Origin of the sequence: Lysobacter arenosi (genome assembly GCF_016613475.2) — a bacterium.
Classification (GTDB): domain Bacteria; phylum Pseudomonadota; class Gammaproteobacteria; order Xanthomonadales; family Xanthomonadaceae; genus Lysobacter_J; species Lysobacter_J arenosi.
Window position 1 is genome coordinate 1,995,704 of the sequence record NZ_CP071517.1, and the last position, 13,861, is coordinate 2,009,564.

10 protein-coding genes and 1 pseudogene are annotated in these 13,861 nt (G+C 68.0%); 3 read left to right on the top strand and 8 right to left on the bottom strand.

Annotated features, from left to right (window positions below; genetic code table 11):
* Positions 1 to 64 precede the first annotated feature (64 nt).
* The 4 genes and pseudogenes from HIV01_RS09355 to pilG all read right to left on the bottom strand — a co-directional run bounded on the left by HIV01_RS09355 (position 65) and on the right by pilG (position 3,509).
* On the bottom strand, positions 65 to 2,089 hold the full coding sequence (locus HIV01_RS09355) for a methyl-accepting chemotaxis protein (RefSeq protein WP_200606639.1): 2,025 nt from the start codon (positions 2,087 to 2,089) through the stop codon (positions 65 to 67).
* Between the two features lie 68 nt (positions 2,090 to 2,157).
* Positions 2,158 to 2,718, bottom strand: a pseudogene (locus HIV01_RS09360) (chemotaxis protein CheW); the annotation flags it as partial.
* Between the two features lie 7 nt (positions 2,719 to 2,725).
* A complete protein-coding gene (locus HIV01_RS09365) occupies positions 2,726 to 3,091 on the bottom strand; it encodes a response regulator (protein ID WP_115843696.1) in 366 nt (121 codons plus the stop codon).
* 19 nt (positions 3,092 to 3,110) lie between these two features.
* Positions 3,111 to 3,509: a twitching motility response regulator PilG gene (pilG, locus tag HIV01_RS09370; protein WP_115843698.1), complete on the bottom strand. Its 399-nt coding sequence runs from the start codon at positions 3,507 to 3,509 to the stop codon at positions 3,111 to 3,113.
* A gap of 386 nt (positions 3,510 to 3,895) precedes the next feature.
* On the opposite strand from pilG, the gene gshB reads away from it, so the two are divergent.
* Together gshB and HIV01_RS09380 are read left to right on the top strand one after the other, a co-directional pair.
* A complete protein-coding gene (gshB, locus tag HIV01_RS09375) occupies positions 3,896 to 4,846 on the top strand; it encodes a glutathione synthase (protein WP_200606640.1) in 951 nt (316 codons plus the stop codon).
* The gene (locus tag HIV01_RS09380; RefSeq protein WP_200606641.1) at positions 4,843 to 5,721 is read left to right on the top strand and encodes an energy transducer TonB; all 879 of its coding nucleotides are present in this window, start codon (positions 4,843 to 4,845) and stop codon (positions 5,719 to 5,721) included. Before gshB ends, HIV01_RS09380 begins: the two co-directional genes overlap by 4 nt.
* Before the next feature lie 30 nt (positions 5,722 to 5,751).
* Here HIV01_RS09380 and tsaB read toward each other — a convergent pair whose 3' ends face one another.
* The 4 genes from tsaB to mrcB all read right to left on the bottom strand — a co-directional run bounded on the left by tsaB (position 5,752) and on the right by mrcB (position 11,608).
* Positions 5,752 to 6,474, bottom strand: coding sequence for a tRNA (adenosine(37)-N6)-threonylcarbamoyltransferase complex dimerization subunit type 1 TsaB (gene tsaB, locus HIV01_RS09385; RefSeq protein WP_200606643.1), 723 nt, complete (start codon positions 6,472 to 6,474; stop codon positions 5,752 to 5,754).
* Positions 6,475 to 6,548: 74 nt separating this feature from the next.
* Complete coding sequence (gene yoaA / locus HIV01_RS09390) at positions 6,549 to 8,642, bottom strand: DNA repair helicase YoaA (RefSeq protein ID WP_207527169.1); 2,094 nt, start codon at positions 8,640 to 8,642, stop codon at positions 6,549 to 6,551.
* 24 nt (positions 8,643 to 8,666) lie between these two features.
* On the bottom strand, positions 8,667 to 9,200 hold the full coding sequence (locus HIV01_RS09395) for a hypothetical protein (protein ID WP_200608424.1): 534 nt from the start codon (positions 9,198 to 9,200) through the stop codon (positions 8,667 to 8,669).
* A gap of 2 nt (positions 9,201 to 9,202) precedes the next feature.
* Entirely contained in the window at positions 9,203 to 11,608 is a 2,406-nt protein-coding gene (gene mrcB / locus HIV01_RS09400; protein WP_245156761.1) for a penicillin-binding protein 1B, read from the bottom strand.
* A gap of 125 nt (positions 11,609 to 11,733) precedes the next feature.
* On the opposite strand from mrcB, the gene HIV01_RS09405 reads away from it, so the two are divergent.
* Positions 11,734 to 13,839, top strand: a complete 2,106-nt coding sequence (locus HIV01_RS09405) for a glycosyltransferase (RefSeq protein ID WP_200606646.1) — start codon at positions 11,734 to 11,736, stop codon at positions 13,837 to 13,839.
* Positions 13,840 to 13,861: the final 22 nt, after the last annotated feature.

Sequence of the window (13,861 nt, forward strand, 5' to 3'; positions counted from 1 at the left end):
TGCATGCTCTTGCCGAGCATGCGCCGGTGGCCACATTTGAACCTGTTCATCGACCTCGTCCTTGTCAGGCCGGCAGCTTGAAGTCGGCAACGGAGCGACGCAGGTCGGCTGCCAGTTGCGCGAGGTTTCCAATCGACGCCGCCGTCTGGTTCGCACCCTGCGAGGTCTGCGCGGTAATCGACTGGATGGTGTTCATCGTCGCGGTGATGTTCGATGCGGCGCTGGACTGCTGCTGCGCGGCGGTCGAGATGCCCTGAATGAGGTTGGACAAGTCGGACGACACCTTTTCGATCTCGCCCAGCGCGGTACCCGCGTCCTCGGCCAGTCGTGCACCGGCGACCACTTCCGAGGTCGTCTGTTCCATCGAGCTGACCGCTTCGTTGGTGTCGGACTGAATCGTCTGCACCAGCGTTTCGATTCGCTTGGTCGCGTTCGATGCGCGTTCTGCCAGTCGCTGCACTTCGTCGGCCACGACCGCGAAGCCGCGGCCCGCTTCACCGGCCGAAGCCGCCTGAATTGCCGCGTTAAGCGCCAGGATGTTGGTCTGCTCGGAGATGTCGTTGATCAGTTCCACGATCGAGCCGATTTCCTGCGAGCTTTCACCCAGTCGCTTGATTCGCTTCGAGGTTTCCTGGATCTGGTCACGGATCGAGTCCATGCCGGCAATCGTCTGGCGCACCACGCCCGCACCCTTGGTCGCGATCTGCACCGAGCGCTGCGCCACGTCCGCCGATTCGGCCGAGTTGCGCGACACCTGGTTGATCGAGGCCGCGATTTCACTGATACGGCTGGAGGCGGAGTTGATTTCCTGCGCCTGGTGTTCTGCTGCCTCGGCCAGGTGCATGGCGGTGGCCTGCGTTTCCTGGGCGCTTGCGGCGACCTGCACCGAGGTGTCGGTAATCGTCTGCACCAGGCTGCGCAGCTGCTCGACAGCGAAGTTGATCGAGTCGGCGATGGCGCCGGTCATGTCCTCGGTGACGGTGGCCTTTACGGTCAGGTCGCCTTCTGCGAGCGAACCCATCTCGTCCAGCAGGCGCATGATCGCCTCCTGGTTACGGTCGTTGAGTTCCTTGGTGGTCAGGTAGCGCTTCTTCTGCTGGCTGTTGAGCGAGAACACCAGGAAGACGATCGCGAGCAGCGCGCCGGCGCCGGACAGGATCGAGATCCACAGGTTGCCGGCGATGCTGGTGTCCTTCAGCGAACCGAAGGCGGTAAAGGCGCGGAACAGGTTCTGGCTGTCGGCCAGCAGCTTGTTGGAGCCGCCGGTGATCGCTTCGGCTGCCGCCTGTGCGCGGAACAGGTTCTGCGAGCTGGACAGGATCGCGTCCAGGTCCTTCTTCATTTCCAGCCACAGCGTCTCGGCCTGGGCCAGTGCGGCCAGGGCGCTGCTGTTGCCCAGCGGGGTCACGCCGAAGGCGGCGTCGCCCTTGCGCAGGCCGGTCAGGACGTTGCCGAACACGGCGGCGTCGCGGCCCAGGGCCTCACCCGCCAGCGCGGCGCCACTGCCACCGGCGCGGATCTGCGTGATGCGTTCGTTCATCTTGCCCGACAGCACCACCTGGCGCAGGGCGATGTAGACCTGCGAGGACGGCGAACCCGATGCCGACATCGCGCGCACCAGTTCGTCCAGGCGCGCCTGCAGCTGCGGCACGCGGCTGGTGAAGCTGTCGGCGTTGCCGGCCAGGGCCAGCACTGCGGTTTCGCTCGAGATCACCTGGTCGGCGCTCTTGCCGAGCGGGCCCCAGGTGTCGGCGACGGTCTTGATCGGACCGGAAACGCCGGCGGTGTCGCCGAAGTTGGTGTTGAGCTGCTCCACGTCCTGGACGATCTGGGCGCGGGTTTCCTTGAACGCGGTGAAGGCCGCGGCGTCACCGCTGACCGCCTCCGAGCCCTGCACGGCCAGCTTCTGCGAATTCACCTGCAGGTCCGAGGCCGAGGAGCTGGCGCCACCGAGTCGGGCCGCCTTCCACGTGGCGTAACCGGTGTTGAGGCCGAAGATGAGCACTGATATGCCCAGCACGACCAGCCAGGTGTTGACGCCAAGGCTACGGCCCTTGCCGGCAGCGCTATCAATCGCAGTGACACTCATGATTCGACCTCGGTATTGTTGCTGCTGGAGCGGTGCTCGGACCGCGACATGTCAGTGCGCGGCATTTCGGAGGCCGCTTGGCGGAACTCGGGCGTGCGGGCCAGCCTGTCCAGGCTGAAGATGCCCCACGTGTGATTGTCGAGGCGGTAGGCGCGCTCGATGAAATGGCTGTAGCGACCGGTCGCGAGTGCGGCATCGGAGCCCTCTTCGGCCTCCGGCTCGACTTCGACCTCGACCAGCTGCTGCTCCAGGAAGCTGCGCTGACCGTAGAGCTCGTCGATCAGCACGGCAACGTCTCCGCCGGGCTGGCGCACAAGCAGGATGCGCTGGCTTTCATGCAGCACCGTGCGCTGGCCTTCCAGGAACTGCTTGAGGTCAACGATCGGCAGCAGGCTGCCGCGGACGTTGGCCAGGCCGAGCAGCCACGGCTGCGCGCCGGGCACCGGGGTGACCTGCGGCAGCGGGAGGATTTCCAGCACTTCGCCGAAGCCGGAGGCCAGGCGACGGTCACCAATGCGGTAACCGACGCCGCGCCACAGGCCCGGTGCGTCGAGCTGCTCGGGCAGACCGACCACGTGCGCCAGGCTTCGGCGCTCGTAATCGACCAGCACATCGAACGGCGAATGCAACATCTAGTCAGGCACCCAGCAAGGCGTTGATACGGGCGATCAGCTCGTCTTCGCGCGGCGGCTTGACGATGTAGTCGCGGGCACCCTGGCGCATGCCCCAGGCCTTGTCGGTGTCCATGCCCTTGGTGCTGACGATGAGCACCGGGATGGTGCTGGTGTCGGCGTCGCGCGACAGCGCGCGGGTGGCCTGAAAGCCGTTCATGCCCGGGAGCACGACGTCCATCATCACCAGGTCGGGCTTCTCGCGCTTGCAGGTTTCAATGCCGTCTTCGGCATTGCCCGAGGCCAGCACCTGGTGGCCATTGCGCTCAAGAAGCTGGGTAAGGACCGCCGTATCGGTCGGCGAGTCCTCGATCAGAAGAATACGTGCCATTTGTTGCCTTACCCCCCGGTCAGGCGTTTACGTGCGTTCGGATCGCGTCGAGCAGTTCTTCGCGGGTGAATGGTTTGGTGAGGTACTGCTCGGAGCCGACGATGCGCCCGCGCGCCTTGTCGAACAGGCCGTCCTTCGATGACAGCATGATGACCGGAGTGCCCTTGAACAGATGATTGTTCTTGATCAGGGCGCAGGTCTGATAGCCGTCCAGCCGCGGCATCATGATGTCCACGAAGATGATTTGTGGCTGCTGGTCGGCGATCTTCGCCAACGCCTCGAAGCCGTCGGTGGCGGTAACCACCTCACAGCCTTCTCGTTTCAGCAGCGTTTCGGCGGTTCGGCGGATGGTCTTGGAATCATCGATCACCATGACCTTCAGACCGCCGAGGCTGCCGTTGCGGACCTCGTCTAGCATTTTCGATTTCCCCCGTGCGAATGCCGCGCGTCTGCGGGCACTTCGCCAGCTGTCTTTATTCCAAGCCGCGCCGAAGCTGTCAAGCAAACTTTTCAGCGGGCATGCTGAACGCGCCACGGGCCCGGTCTAGCCGGGAACCGCTTCCGGATCGAACAGCAGGGGGTCGGGGGACCGGCCGGCGGGGCGACTTTCGGGCACGCCCGATGCGTATACCCCAGTTCCCCGCCGCTGCCGACGACCGGTTTGCCGAGCCGCGACGTACGTACCAGTCCGGATGGGCAGCCGGACACCCGGGCGGCAAAAGACCGGATTGGCGGCCTGGAAAGCTGGCCGGAGTCCGGGACCTGCCTGCTACCATCTGGCGCATTCTTCCTCGCAGTGCCGCCATGCCGCTCGACATCGTCGTCGTGATGGACCCCATCGGGTCGATCAAGATCGCCAAGGACTCGACCTTCGCCATGCTGCTGGAAGCGCAGCGCCGCGGCCATCGCCTGCACTACGTGCAACCCGGCGGGCTGTCCGTGCGCGACGGTACGGCGCTGGCAAAGGTCGCCCCGCTGCGCGTGCGCGACGACAAGGCCGGCTGGTTCGAGCTGGGCGACTGGAGCACCCTCGCCTTCGGCCCGGGCCAAGTCGTGCTGATGCGCAAGGACCCGCCGGTCGACAACGAATACATCCACGACACGCAGGTGCTCGGCCTGGCACAGCAGGCCGGTGCGATGGTGGTCAACGACCCGCAGGGCCTGCGCGACTACAACGAGAAACTGGCCGCGCTGCTGTTCCCGCAGTGCTGTCCGCCGACGCTGGTGAGCCGCGACAACGCCGCGCTCAAGGCCTTCGTCGGCGAGCACGGCGAGGCCGTGCTCAAGCCGCTCGACGGCATGGGCGGGCGCTCGATCTTCCGCGCGCGCGCGGGCGAGGCCAACCTCAACGTGATCCTGGAAACGCTGACCCAGGGCGGCCACAGCCTGGCCATGGCTCAGCGTTACCTGCCGCAGATCAGCGAAGGCGACAAGCGCATCCTGCTGGTCGACGGCGTGCCGGTGGACTACTGCCTGGCGCGCATTCCGCAGGGCGACGAGTTCCGCGGCAACCTCGCCGCCGGCGGCCGCGGCGAAGGCCGCCCGCTGAGCGATCGCGATCGCTGGATCGCGGCCGAAGTCGGCCCGGAGATGAAGCGTCGCGGCATGCTGTTCGTCGGCCTGGACGTGATCGGCGACTACCTCACCGAGGTCAATGTCACCAGCCCGACCTGCATCCGCGAGCTCGATGCGCAGTACGGCCTCAACATCGCCGGACTGATGTTCGACGCGATCGAAGCCCGCCTGGCCGCATGAGCGCAGTAGTCGCTCCACACGGCTATGGCGATGCCGACAACGGGCGGGTCAGCGCCACCTTCGTGCTGTCGCTGCTGGTGCACGGCATCCTCCTGCTCGGCCTGGGATGGACGCTGGAGAACGCCGCGCCGGTGATGCCGACGCTGGACCTGATCCTGACCCAGACCACCTCGGCACTGACCCCGATGCAGGCCGACTTCCTCGCCCAGGCCAACAACCAGGGCGGCGGCGAACACGACAAGAGCACGCGCCCGCGGGAGGCCCAGTCCGGTCCGCTGCCGCAGGCCACCACCGGCCTGGCACCGCGCACGCTGCGCGCGCAGTCGCCGGCACCGCAGCCGGCACCGCAGGCGCGCGTGGTCACCAGCAGCCGTGGCGAAACCACCACGGCCACGGCGCGGACGACACCCGCGCCGAGCGAACGACCCCTGCCGCAGGGCCAGGAAAAGATCGAACACGACATGGAGATGGCGCGACTGGCCGCCGAGATCCATATGCGCTCGGAGCGTTACGCCAAGCGTCCGACCCGCAAGTTCGTCTCGGCCAGCACGCAGGAATACACCTGGGCCGGCTACCTGCGCGAATGGGTCGACCGCGTCGAACGCGTCGGCAACCTCAATTACCCCGACGAAGCCCGTCGCCGCCATCTGGCCGGCCAGGTCGTGATCAGCGTGGCGATCCGGCGCGACGGTTCGGTCGAGCGCGCCGACATCGTCAAATCCAGCGGCGTACCGCTGCTCGATGGTTCGGCACTGCGCATCGCCAGGCTCGCCGAGCCCTACCCGCCGCTGCCCAGGACCGAGGAAAACCCGGACATCCTGCACGTCACGCGCACCTGGAACTTCCTGCCGGGCGGCACGCTGGTCGACGAGTGATGCGCGCCTGAAGCCCGCGCGTCCAGGGGCTCAGCGCGAATCGCGCAACGCCTGCTGCTCGCGGATCGTCAACGCCACGTTGTTGCGCAGGTAGGCCGGCTCGACCCGCTCCGGCGCGACGGCTTCACCGCGCGCGAATGCATGTGCAGCCAGGCGCGCGACATCGGCCGCGTGCGGCAACTGCGTGGCATCGACGGCGACGATTCGATCGCCCAGGTGCTGCACCAGCGCGCCATCGGCTGCGCCGAAACCGGTGCCGACGCCGAGCCAGCCAGCGGGTGCACCGGGCAGCTCGACCAGATCAGGCGCACGCACGGATTCCGCCGACAGCGCATGAGCGTCACCGTCGCGAAGTTCGAACGCGGCCGAATACACCTCGCCCATGCGCGCATCGATCGCTGCAAGCACGTGGCGGCTGGCAGAAGACGGCTGAGCCGGCAGCAGCTCGGCGCGCATCGCCAGCACCGCCAGCGTCGACACCGGCACCACCGGTCGATCGAGCGCCATGGCAATGCCCTGCACCACCGCGATCGCCAGGCGCACGCCGGTGAAGGCGCCGGGACCACGCCCGACGGCGATGGCATCGAGCTGCGAGCGGGCGATGCCCGCCTGCGCCAGCAGTTCGTCGGCCCAGGGCAGGGCCAGCTCGGCATGGCGACGCGGCGCCAGTTCGAAACGTTCGCGCACCTGACCATCGACCAGCAAGGCGACGGAAAGGGCTTCGGTGGCGGTTTCGAAAGCGAGCAGGTTCATTGCGTCGGGAGCCGGAGCATGGATGAGGGACAGCAGGCCAACAGCATAGCGTCCATCGTGTGAGCGGCCGTGCCCTAGCCGTCCTGTCCGTCCAGCCCGGCCTCGACCAGATCGTGCTCGGGCGGGAAGAATGCCTCCACGTCTTCCACGTGCCGCGTCTTCGGCAGCGGCGGCAGCGAGTTGAGGAAGACGCTGCCGTAGGTCTTGGTGGTCAGGCGCGGGTCGCACAGCACCAGCACGCCGCGATCGTGTTCGTTGCGGATCAATCGGCCGGCGCCCTGCTTGAGTGCGATCACCGCCTGCGGCAGCTGCTCGTCGCGGAAGGGATTGCCGCCGTTGCGACGGATCGCGTCCAGGCGCGCCTCGAACACCGGATCGTCGGGCGCGGCGAACGGCAGCTTGTCGATCACCACGACACTGAGCGCATCGCCGGCGACATCGACGCCTTCGCGGAAACTCGCCGCACCGAGCAGGACGCCGTTGCCGGAGGCTCGGAAGCGTTCCAGCAGCACCGGTCGTGGCGCTTCGCCCTGCACGAACAGCGGCCACGGCCCGCCCTTGAGCAGCTCGGCCGCCTCGCGCAGGGCGCGATGCGAAGCGAACAGCACGAACGCGCGCCCACGCGAGGCTTCCAGCACCGGCCGGATCTTCTCGACCATGCTTTCGTTGTAGTTGCGCACGGTCGGATCCGGCAGCCCGCGCGGCAGGTAGCACAGCGCCTGCTTCTCCCAGTCGAACGGACTGGGCACCAGCAGCGTCTGCGGCGGATCGTCGCCCTTGAGGTACAGGCCGAGCTTGATCGCGTAATGCTCGAAGCGGCCACCGACGGCGAGCGTGGCGGAAGTGAACACCCAGGCCGCGTGCGACTGCGCGCGGTGTTGCGCGAGCGGACCGGCGACGTCGAGCGGGGTGCGACTGAGGCGGAATCCGCGCGCCGTCAGCTCGTACCAGAGCACGCTGCCATCGTCGCGCTTCTTCTTCGCGGCCTTGGCTTTCGCGGTCGCGTCGTCGTCCTCGCTATCGGCGGCGGCGTCGACCTGGGCAAAGTCCTCGGCGAACTCGTCGTCTTCCTTTGGCTCCGCATCGCCGGAGTCGTCACGCCAGCGTTGCAGCCGCCCTTCGAACTCGACCGCACGCGCCGCGCAGGCATCAAAGCCCGGCGATGCCGGTGCCAGCGGCTGCAGCACATCGTGCAGTTGCCGCAACGCGTCGGCGAGGGCATCGAAGGCCTCCTCGACCGCCGGCTCCTCGGCAGCGCGCCTGCGCGTACCGCGCACCGGCAGTTCGTCCATCGCCGCGCGCAGCGAGCGCACGCACTGTTCCAGCGCGCGCGCCGGTTCCTGCACCGCGGCCAGCGCCGACGGCACCTGTTTGCATTCGGTCAGCGCATCACGCGCCAGCTCGACCAGCGGCCGCGCGCTCAGCGCTTCGCCGAAGAACTGCGCGGCCAGCTCCGGCAACTGGTGGGCCTCGTCGACCACGAACGTCTGCGCGCCGGGCAGGATCTCGCCGAAGCCTTCCTGCTTGAGCGCCAGGTCGGCCAGCAGCAGGTGGTGGTTGACCACGACCAGGTCGGCCGCCTGTGCGCGCTGGCGCGCCTGCACGACGAAGCAGTCGGCGAAGAACGGGCACTCGCTGCCCAGGCAATTTTCCGCGGTACTGGTGACCATCGGCAGCAGCGGCGAATCTTCCGGCAGCGCGTCGAGTTCGGCCAGGTCGCCCATGCGCGTGCGCCCGGACCAGGCGACGATGCGCTGGAACTGCGCAGCCAGCTCGCGCGTGGCAAAGCGCGGCTCGCCCTGCGCCTGGCGCATCCGGTAGTGGCACAGGTAGTTGGCGCGTCCCTTGAGCAGCGCGGTCTTCAGGCCGATGCCAAGGGCATCGCGCACGCGCGGCAGGTCGCGGTGGTAGAGCTGGTCCTGCAGCGCGCGGGTGCCGGTCGAGACGATGGTCTTCTTGCCCGACAACAGCGCCGGCACCAGATAGGCAAAGGTCTTGCCGGTGCCGGTGCCCGCTTCGGCCAGCAGCGTGCCGCGGCTGTCGACCGCGTCGGCAATCGCCGCCGCCAGGTCCTGCTGGGCGAGTCGCGTGTTGAAGGCCGGGATGTTGCGCGCGAGCTCGCCGCCTTCGGCCAAGGGCCGCACGGCTCGCCTCGCTGAGGCGGTTATTCATCCCGCATTGTCGCTCGTATTTCAGTAGCGCGGCGGTGCCGCGACGGTGCAGGCGTCGCGCTCGCGGCGGGCATCGGCGGCGCTGGGGTTGCCCGGAACGTCCACCGGCAACGCCCGCGCCCTGGCTTCGCGGACCTGCGCGATCGTTTCCCAATGGCGCCGGCACAGCGGCCCGACCTTGGAACCGCCGTCGAGACCCTTGCGGGCAAAGCGCTCCGCGTCATCGAGCTTGTCGTTCAGCAGCGCCGCTTCCGCGCGCTCCTGCAGCAGCGCCGGATCGTCCGGCGTGATCTGCAGCGCCTGGTCCAGCGCCGCGGCGGCCTGCGGATTCTGGCCTGCCCGCTCGAGGCGCTCGGCCTCCTTGCGCATATCCTCGACCTGCGGGTCGCGCAGCGGCTGCACGTCGAGCTCGCTGCTGGCGGCACCGCCGGCGGCGCGAACAGCGCGCACTGCGGCTGGCGCGTCGAACATGGGCTCGGCCAGTGGCGGTGGCGTGGTGCTGCACGCGGCCAACAGCAAACCCGCCAGCGCCAGCGACGCCGGCAACTTCAACATCCTCACGGCAGATTCTCCTGCTGCTGCGGCGGCGGTGCCTCCGCAGCCTGTTCGGCCGGTTTCTCCTCATCCTTGCGGCCGAAACCGAACCAGTCGCGCCAACCACCCTGCCCGTCTTCGGCCACCGGTTCCGGCGCCGGGCACGGCGCATAGGCGGGTGCGAAGCCGGCGACATAGGCCATGCGGCGCGAACCCACGCAATCGGGATCGGTGGTGTTGCTGGCGATCGTCCACTGCCAGTCGATGCCCTTGTCGCCGACCTTCAGCGGTGCGCTGGGCAGGCGCGAGAAGATTGCCGACCACACCCGCATCGCACCGGTGGCGCCGTACAGGCCGGTGGTCTGGTTCTGGTCGTTGCCGACCCAGATCACCGCCAGGTGGTCGCCGGTCCAGCCGGCGAACCAGCTGTCGCGGCCGTCATTGCTGGTGCCGGTCTTGCCCGCGGGCGACAGGCGGCCGAGGCCATCGCGGACCAGCTGCGTGCCGGTGCCGTTCGACACCGCCTGCTGCAAGGCAATCGTGATCAGGCGCGCGGCGATCGCGTCGCCTTCCTGCGCCGGTGCCGGGTCCTTGTCGTAGCGGTTGAGCGCGCGCCCGTTGGCGTCGAGCACGCCGCGCACCGCGTGCAGCGGCTGGATCTCGCCGCCGGACGCGAGGAACTGGTACAGCTGCGCCATCGCGTACGGGCTCTGGTCGACCGCACCGAGGATCAGCGCCGGATTGGGCTCGGTCTCGATGCCGGCCAGGGTCTTGATCAGGCTGGCGATGCGCTCGGGTGCGACCTGCATGCCCACGCGCACCGTGGCCTGGTTGTAGGACATCGCCAGCGCATCGATCAGGCGCACCGTGCCGTGGCTGCGGCCGTCGGAGTTGCCCGGGTTCCAGTTCTTCTTCTTGCCCAGCGCGACGGTGACCGGCGAGTCGTCGACCCAGCTGGCCAGCGAGTACTTGCCCGGCTGTGCCAACGCCAGCAGGTACACGAACGGCTTGAGCAGCGAACCGACCGGGCGCTGCGCTTCGATTGCGCGGTTGAAGCCGTGCTCGGCAACGCTGCGGCTGCCGACGACGGCGACGACTTCGCCGTTGTGGACGTCGGTCACCACCAGGCCGGTCTGCAGCGGCGGCCGGCGCTTGCTGTCCAGGCTCTTGAGGGTGCGGGCGACCGCGCCTTCGGCCATCGCCTGCGCAGACGGCGACATGCCGCTCATCACGCTCAGTCCGGCGCCTGCCAATGCATCGGCCGGATAGTCGCGGGCCAGCTGGCGGCGGACCAGGTCGACATAGGCCGGGAAACGGTTGGCGGCGACGCTGCCCGGGTCCTTGGTCACGCCCAGCGGCGCCTTCAGCGCACGCTGGTATTCGGCGTCATCGATCAGCTGGGTCTCGTGCATTTCGCCGAGGACGAAATTGCGCCGTTCCAGCGCGCGCTCGGGATTGCGTCGCGGGTCGTAGAAGGACGGTCCACGCACGATGCCGATCAGCAGCGCGATCTGCTCGGTGCTCAGGTCGGCCAGGTCGCGGCCGAACCAGAACTCGGCGCCGGCGGCGACGCCGTGGATGGCCTGCGCGCCGCGCTGGCCAAGGTAGACCTGGTTGAAGTACGCCTCCAGGATCGTGCCCTTGTCGTATCGGGCCTCGATCAGCATCGCGTAGAGGATTTCCTTGCCCTTGCGGGTCAGGGTCTGCTCGCGTCCGATGCCGAGCAGGCCGCTGCGGGCGAGCTGCTGGGTCAGCGTGCTGGCGCCTTGTTTTGCGCGGCCGGCGGCGACGTTCTTGAACGCCGCGCGGATCATGCCGGTCACGTCGATGCCGTGGTGGCTGTTGAAGTCGCGGTCCTCGACGGCCTGCAGACCGGTGACGAGCAGCTCGGGCACTTCCTTCAGGCGCACCAGGCGCCGCTCTTCCTGCTTCTGGCCGTACAGCGTGGCGATGCGGGCCGGGTCGAGCCGCACCGTCTTCAGGTCACGCTTCTTCCCGGCATCGCGCACCGACGCCACCCGGCTGCCGGACAGCACGACTTCGATGCGCCGTGCCGGCACCGCGCCGTCGACATCGCTGAAACCGCGGCTGGAGATCAGCCAGCGACCGCCGGTGCGCGAGTAGCTGCCCGGACGCACGCCGTCGCCGGAATGGTAGGCGGCGGCGTCGAGCTCGGTCTTGAGGGTGGTCGCGTCCAGGGTCAGGCCCGGGGCCAGTTCCAGCGGCCGCGCATAGACCCGGGTCGGAATCTGCCAGCGCAACTGGCCGAAGCGTTCGCTGACTTCGTGGTTCAGGTACAGCGTGTAGGGAATCAGGAAGCCAAGCCCCAGGCCCACTGCGGCCAGCAGCCAGGTGACCAGGCGTCGCCGCCACTGCGGGGACTGGCTGTCTTCTGCGGTTTCGTCTTCGTCGTAATCGATTTGGGCCACGGCATGGGACAATGTTGGGGCTGCGCCCTCGTGGCCGCGAGTCTATCGCAGCCGGCCCACCGCCCCGCGCGGACGGGGCCGCGGCAAAGTCTGCGTTAAGGAATCTTCAGAATGACGAGCGATCGATGGGCCTGAGCTGGACCGAGGTACGGTTTCTATACGACCGGGGAACCGGACTGTTCCGGCGGGGTTTGACCAGCCTGCGCACGCGCGGCGTGCGTGCCTCCTGGGAACGGGTCCTGAAGCAGTTCTACCGCGTGCCCGACACCCAGCTGCTGGCCCTGTACCTGCCGCAGCAGGAGCCGTTCGCCCCGTTTTCGGTGCCGTTCTCGTCGATGCCGCGGGCCAGCATCGTCATTCCGGTCTACAACCAGTTCGAGCACACCCTCGCCTGCCTGCGCGCCATTGCGGCCCACCCGCCGCAGGCAAGCATCGAGATCATCGTCGTCGATGACGGCTCCTCCGATGCCACCGAGTCGTCGCTGGTCCAGGTGGAAGGCTTGCGCTATCACCGTCGCCGCCAGAACGGTGGGTTCATCGCCGCGTGCAACGACGGCGCATCGCAGGCCACCGGCGAGTACCTGGTATTCCTGAACAACGACACGATTCCCCAGCCCGGCTGGCTGGACGTGCTGCTGTCGACATTCGACCAGCATCCGGGCACCGGACTGGCCGGCTCGCAGCTGCTCTACCCGGATGGACGCCTGCAGGAAGCCGGCGGCATCGTCCGCAACGACGGACGCGCCGACAACCTCGGCCGCCTGCGCTCGGCTATGGAGCCGGAGTTCAGCTATGTACGGCGGGTCGATTACTGCTCGGGTGCCGCGATCGCGATTCATCGCGACCTGTTCGCGCAGTTTGGCGGTTTCGACACCCACTTCTCCCCCGCCTACTACGAGGACACCGACCTGGGCATGAAGGTGACCGCCGCAGGATTGCGCGCGATCTGCCAGACCGGGTCGAAGGTCGTCCATCTCGAGGGCATCACCTCGGGTACCGATGTCCGCCGCGGCATCAAGCGCCACCAGGTGCGCAACCAGGAACTGTTCCAGCAGCGCTGGGCCTCGCGCCTGCAGTCCCATCCCGACCACGAGCAGGCAAGTGCACGGACCACCGATCGCCACTACACGCGCGTCGTGCTGGTCATCGATGCACTGACCCCGCAACCGGATCGCGATTCGGGCTCCCTGCGACTGTTCAACCTGATGCGATTGCTGAAGGAGGAAGGCGCCCACGTCGTTTTCATCCCCGCCAACCGCGCCCATGACGGTCGTTACACCGAGGCGCTGCAGCAGTTGGGCGTCGAGGTCTGGTATGCCCCGTTTGCCAAGCGGCCACATGCCTGGTTGCGTGATCACGGCGCACGCTTCGATACGGTGGTCGTCTGCCGGCACTATGTACTGCGCGAATGGCTGCCGCTGCTTCGCAAGTTCGCGCCGCAGGCGAAGCTGGTGTTCGACACGGTCGACCTGCATTACCTGCGCGAGCGTCGTGGCGCGGAGCTGGCGGTCGACCAGGCACTCATGCGCGCATCCGAGCGTACCCGCGCCCTCGAACTGGACATGATCGCGCGCAGCGACGCGACACTGGTGGTCAGCGAGGTCGAGCGCAGCCTGCTGGCGCAGGACGCGCCCGCCGCGCAGGTCGATATCCTATCCAACCTGCACCACATCCAGGGCCGTGGCCTGCCGTTCGCACAGCGACATGACCTGGTGTTCGTCGGTGGTTTCCGCCACCCACCGAACGTCGATGCGGTCCGCTGGTTCGTCAACGAAGTGTTTCCGCTGGTGCACGCGCAAGAACCGCGGATCGTCTTCCACTGCATAGGCAGCGACACTCCGGCGGAGATCGAGGAACTGGCGTCGCAACCGGGCGTGCTTGTCCACGGCCACGTGCCGGACCTGTCGCCCTACATGGACGGCGCCCGCATCTGCGTGGCTCCGCTGCGATACGGCGCCGGCGTCAAGGGCAAGGTCAACCTCAGCATGGCCCATGGCCAGCCGGTGGTGGCCACGGCCTGTGCGGTCGAAGGCATGCACCTGCGCAACGGCGAGGACGTGCTGGTGGCCGACGATGCCGCCGGTTTCGCCGAAGCGATCCTGCGGCTGTATCGCGACGAGGCGCTATGGCAGCGCCTGGCCGACAACGGCCTGGCCAACGTCGAGCGGCACTTCTCGCTCGATGCCGGGCGCGACGTGGTGCGGCGCGTGCTGCTCGGCGCCAGGGCCTGAGGCAGCAACCGCAGGAGCGAAC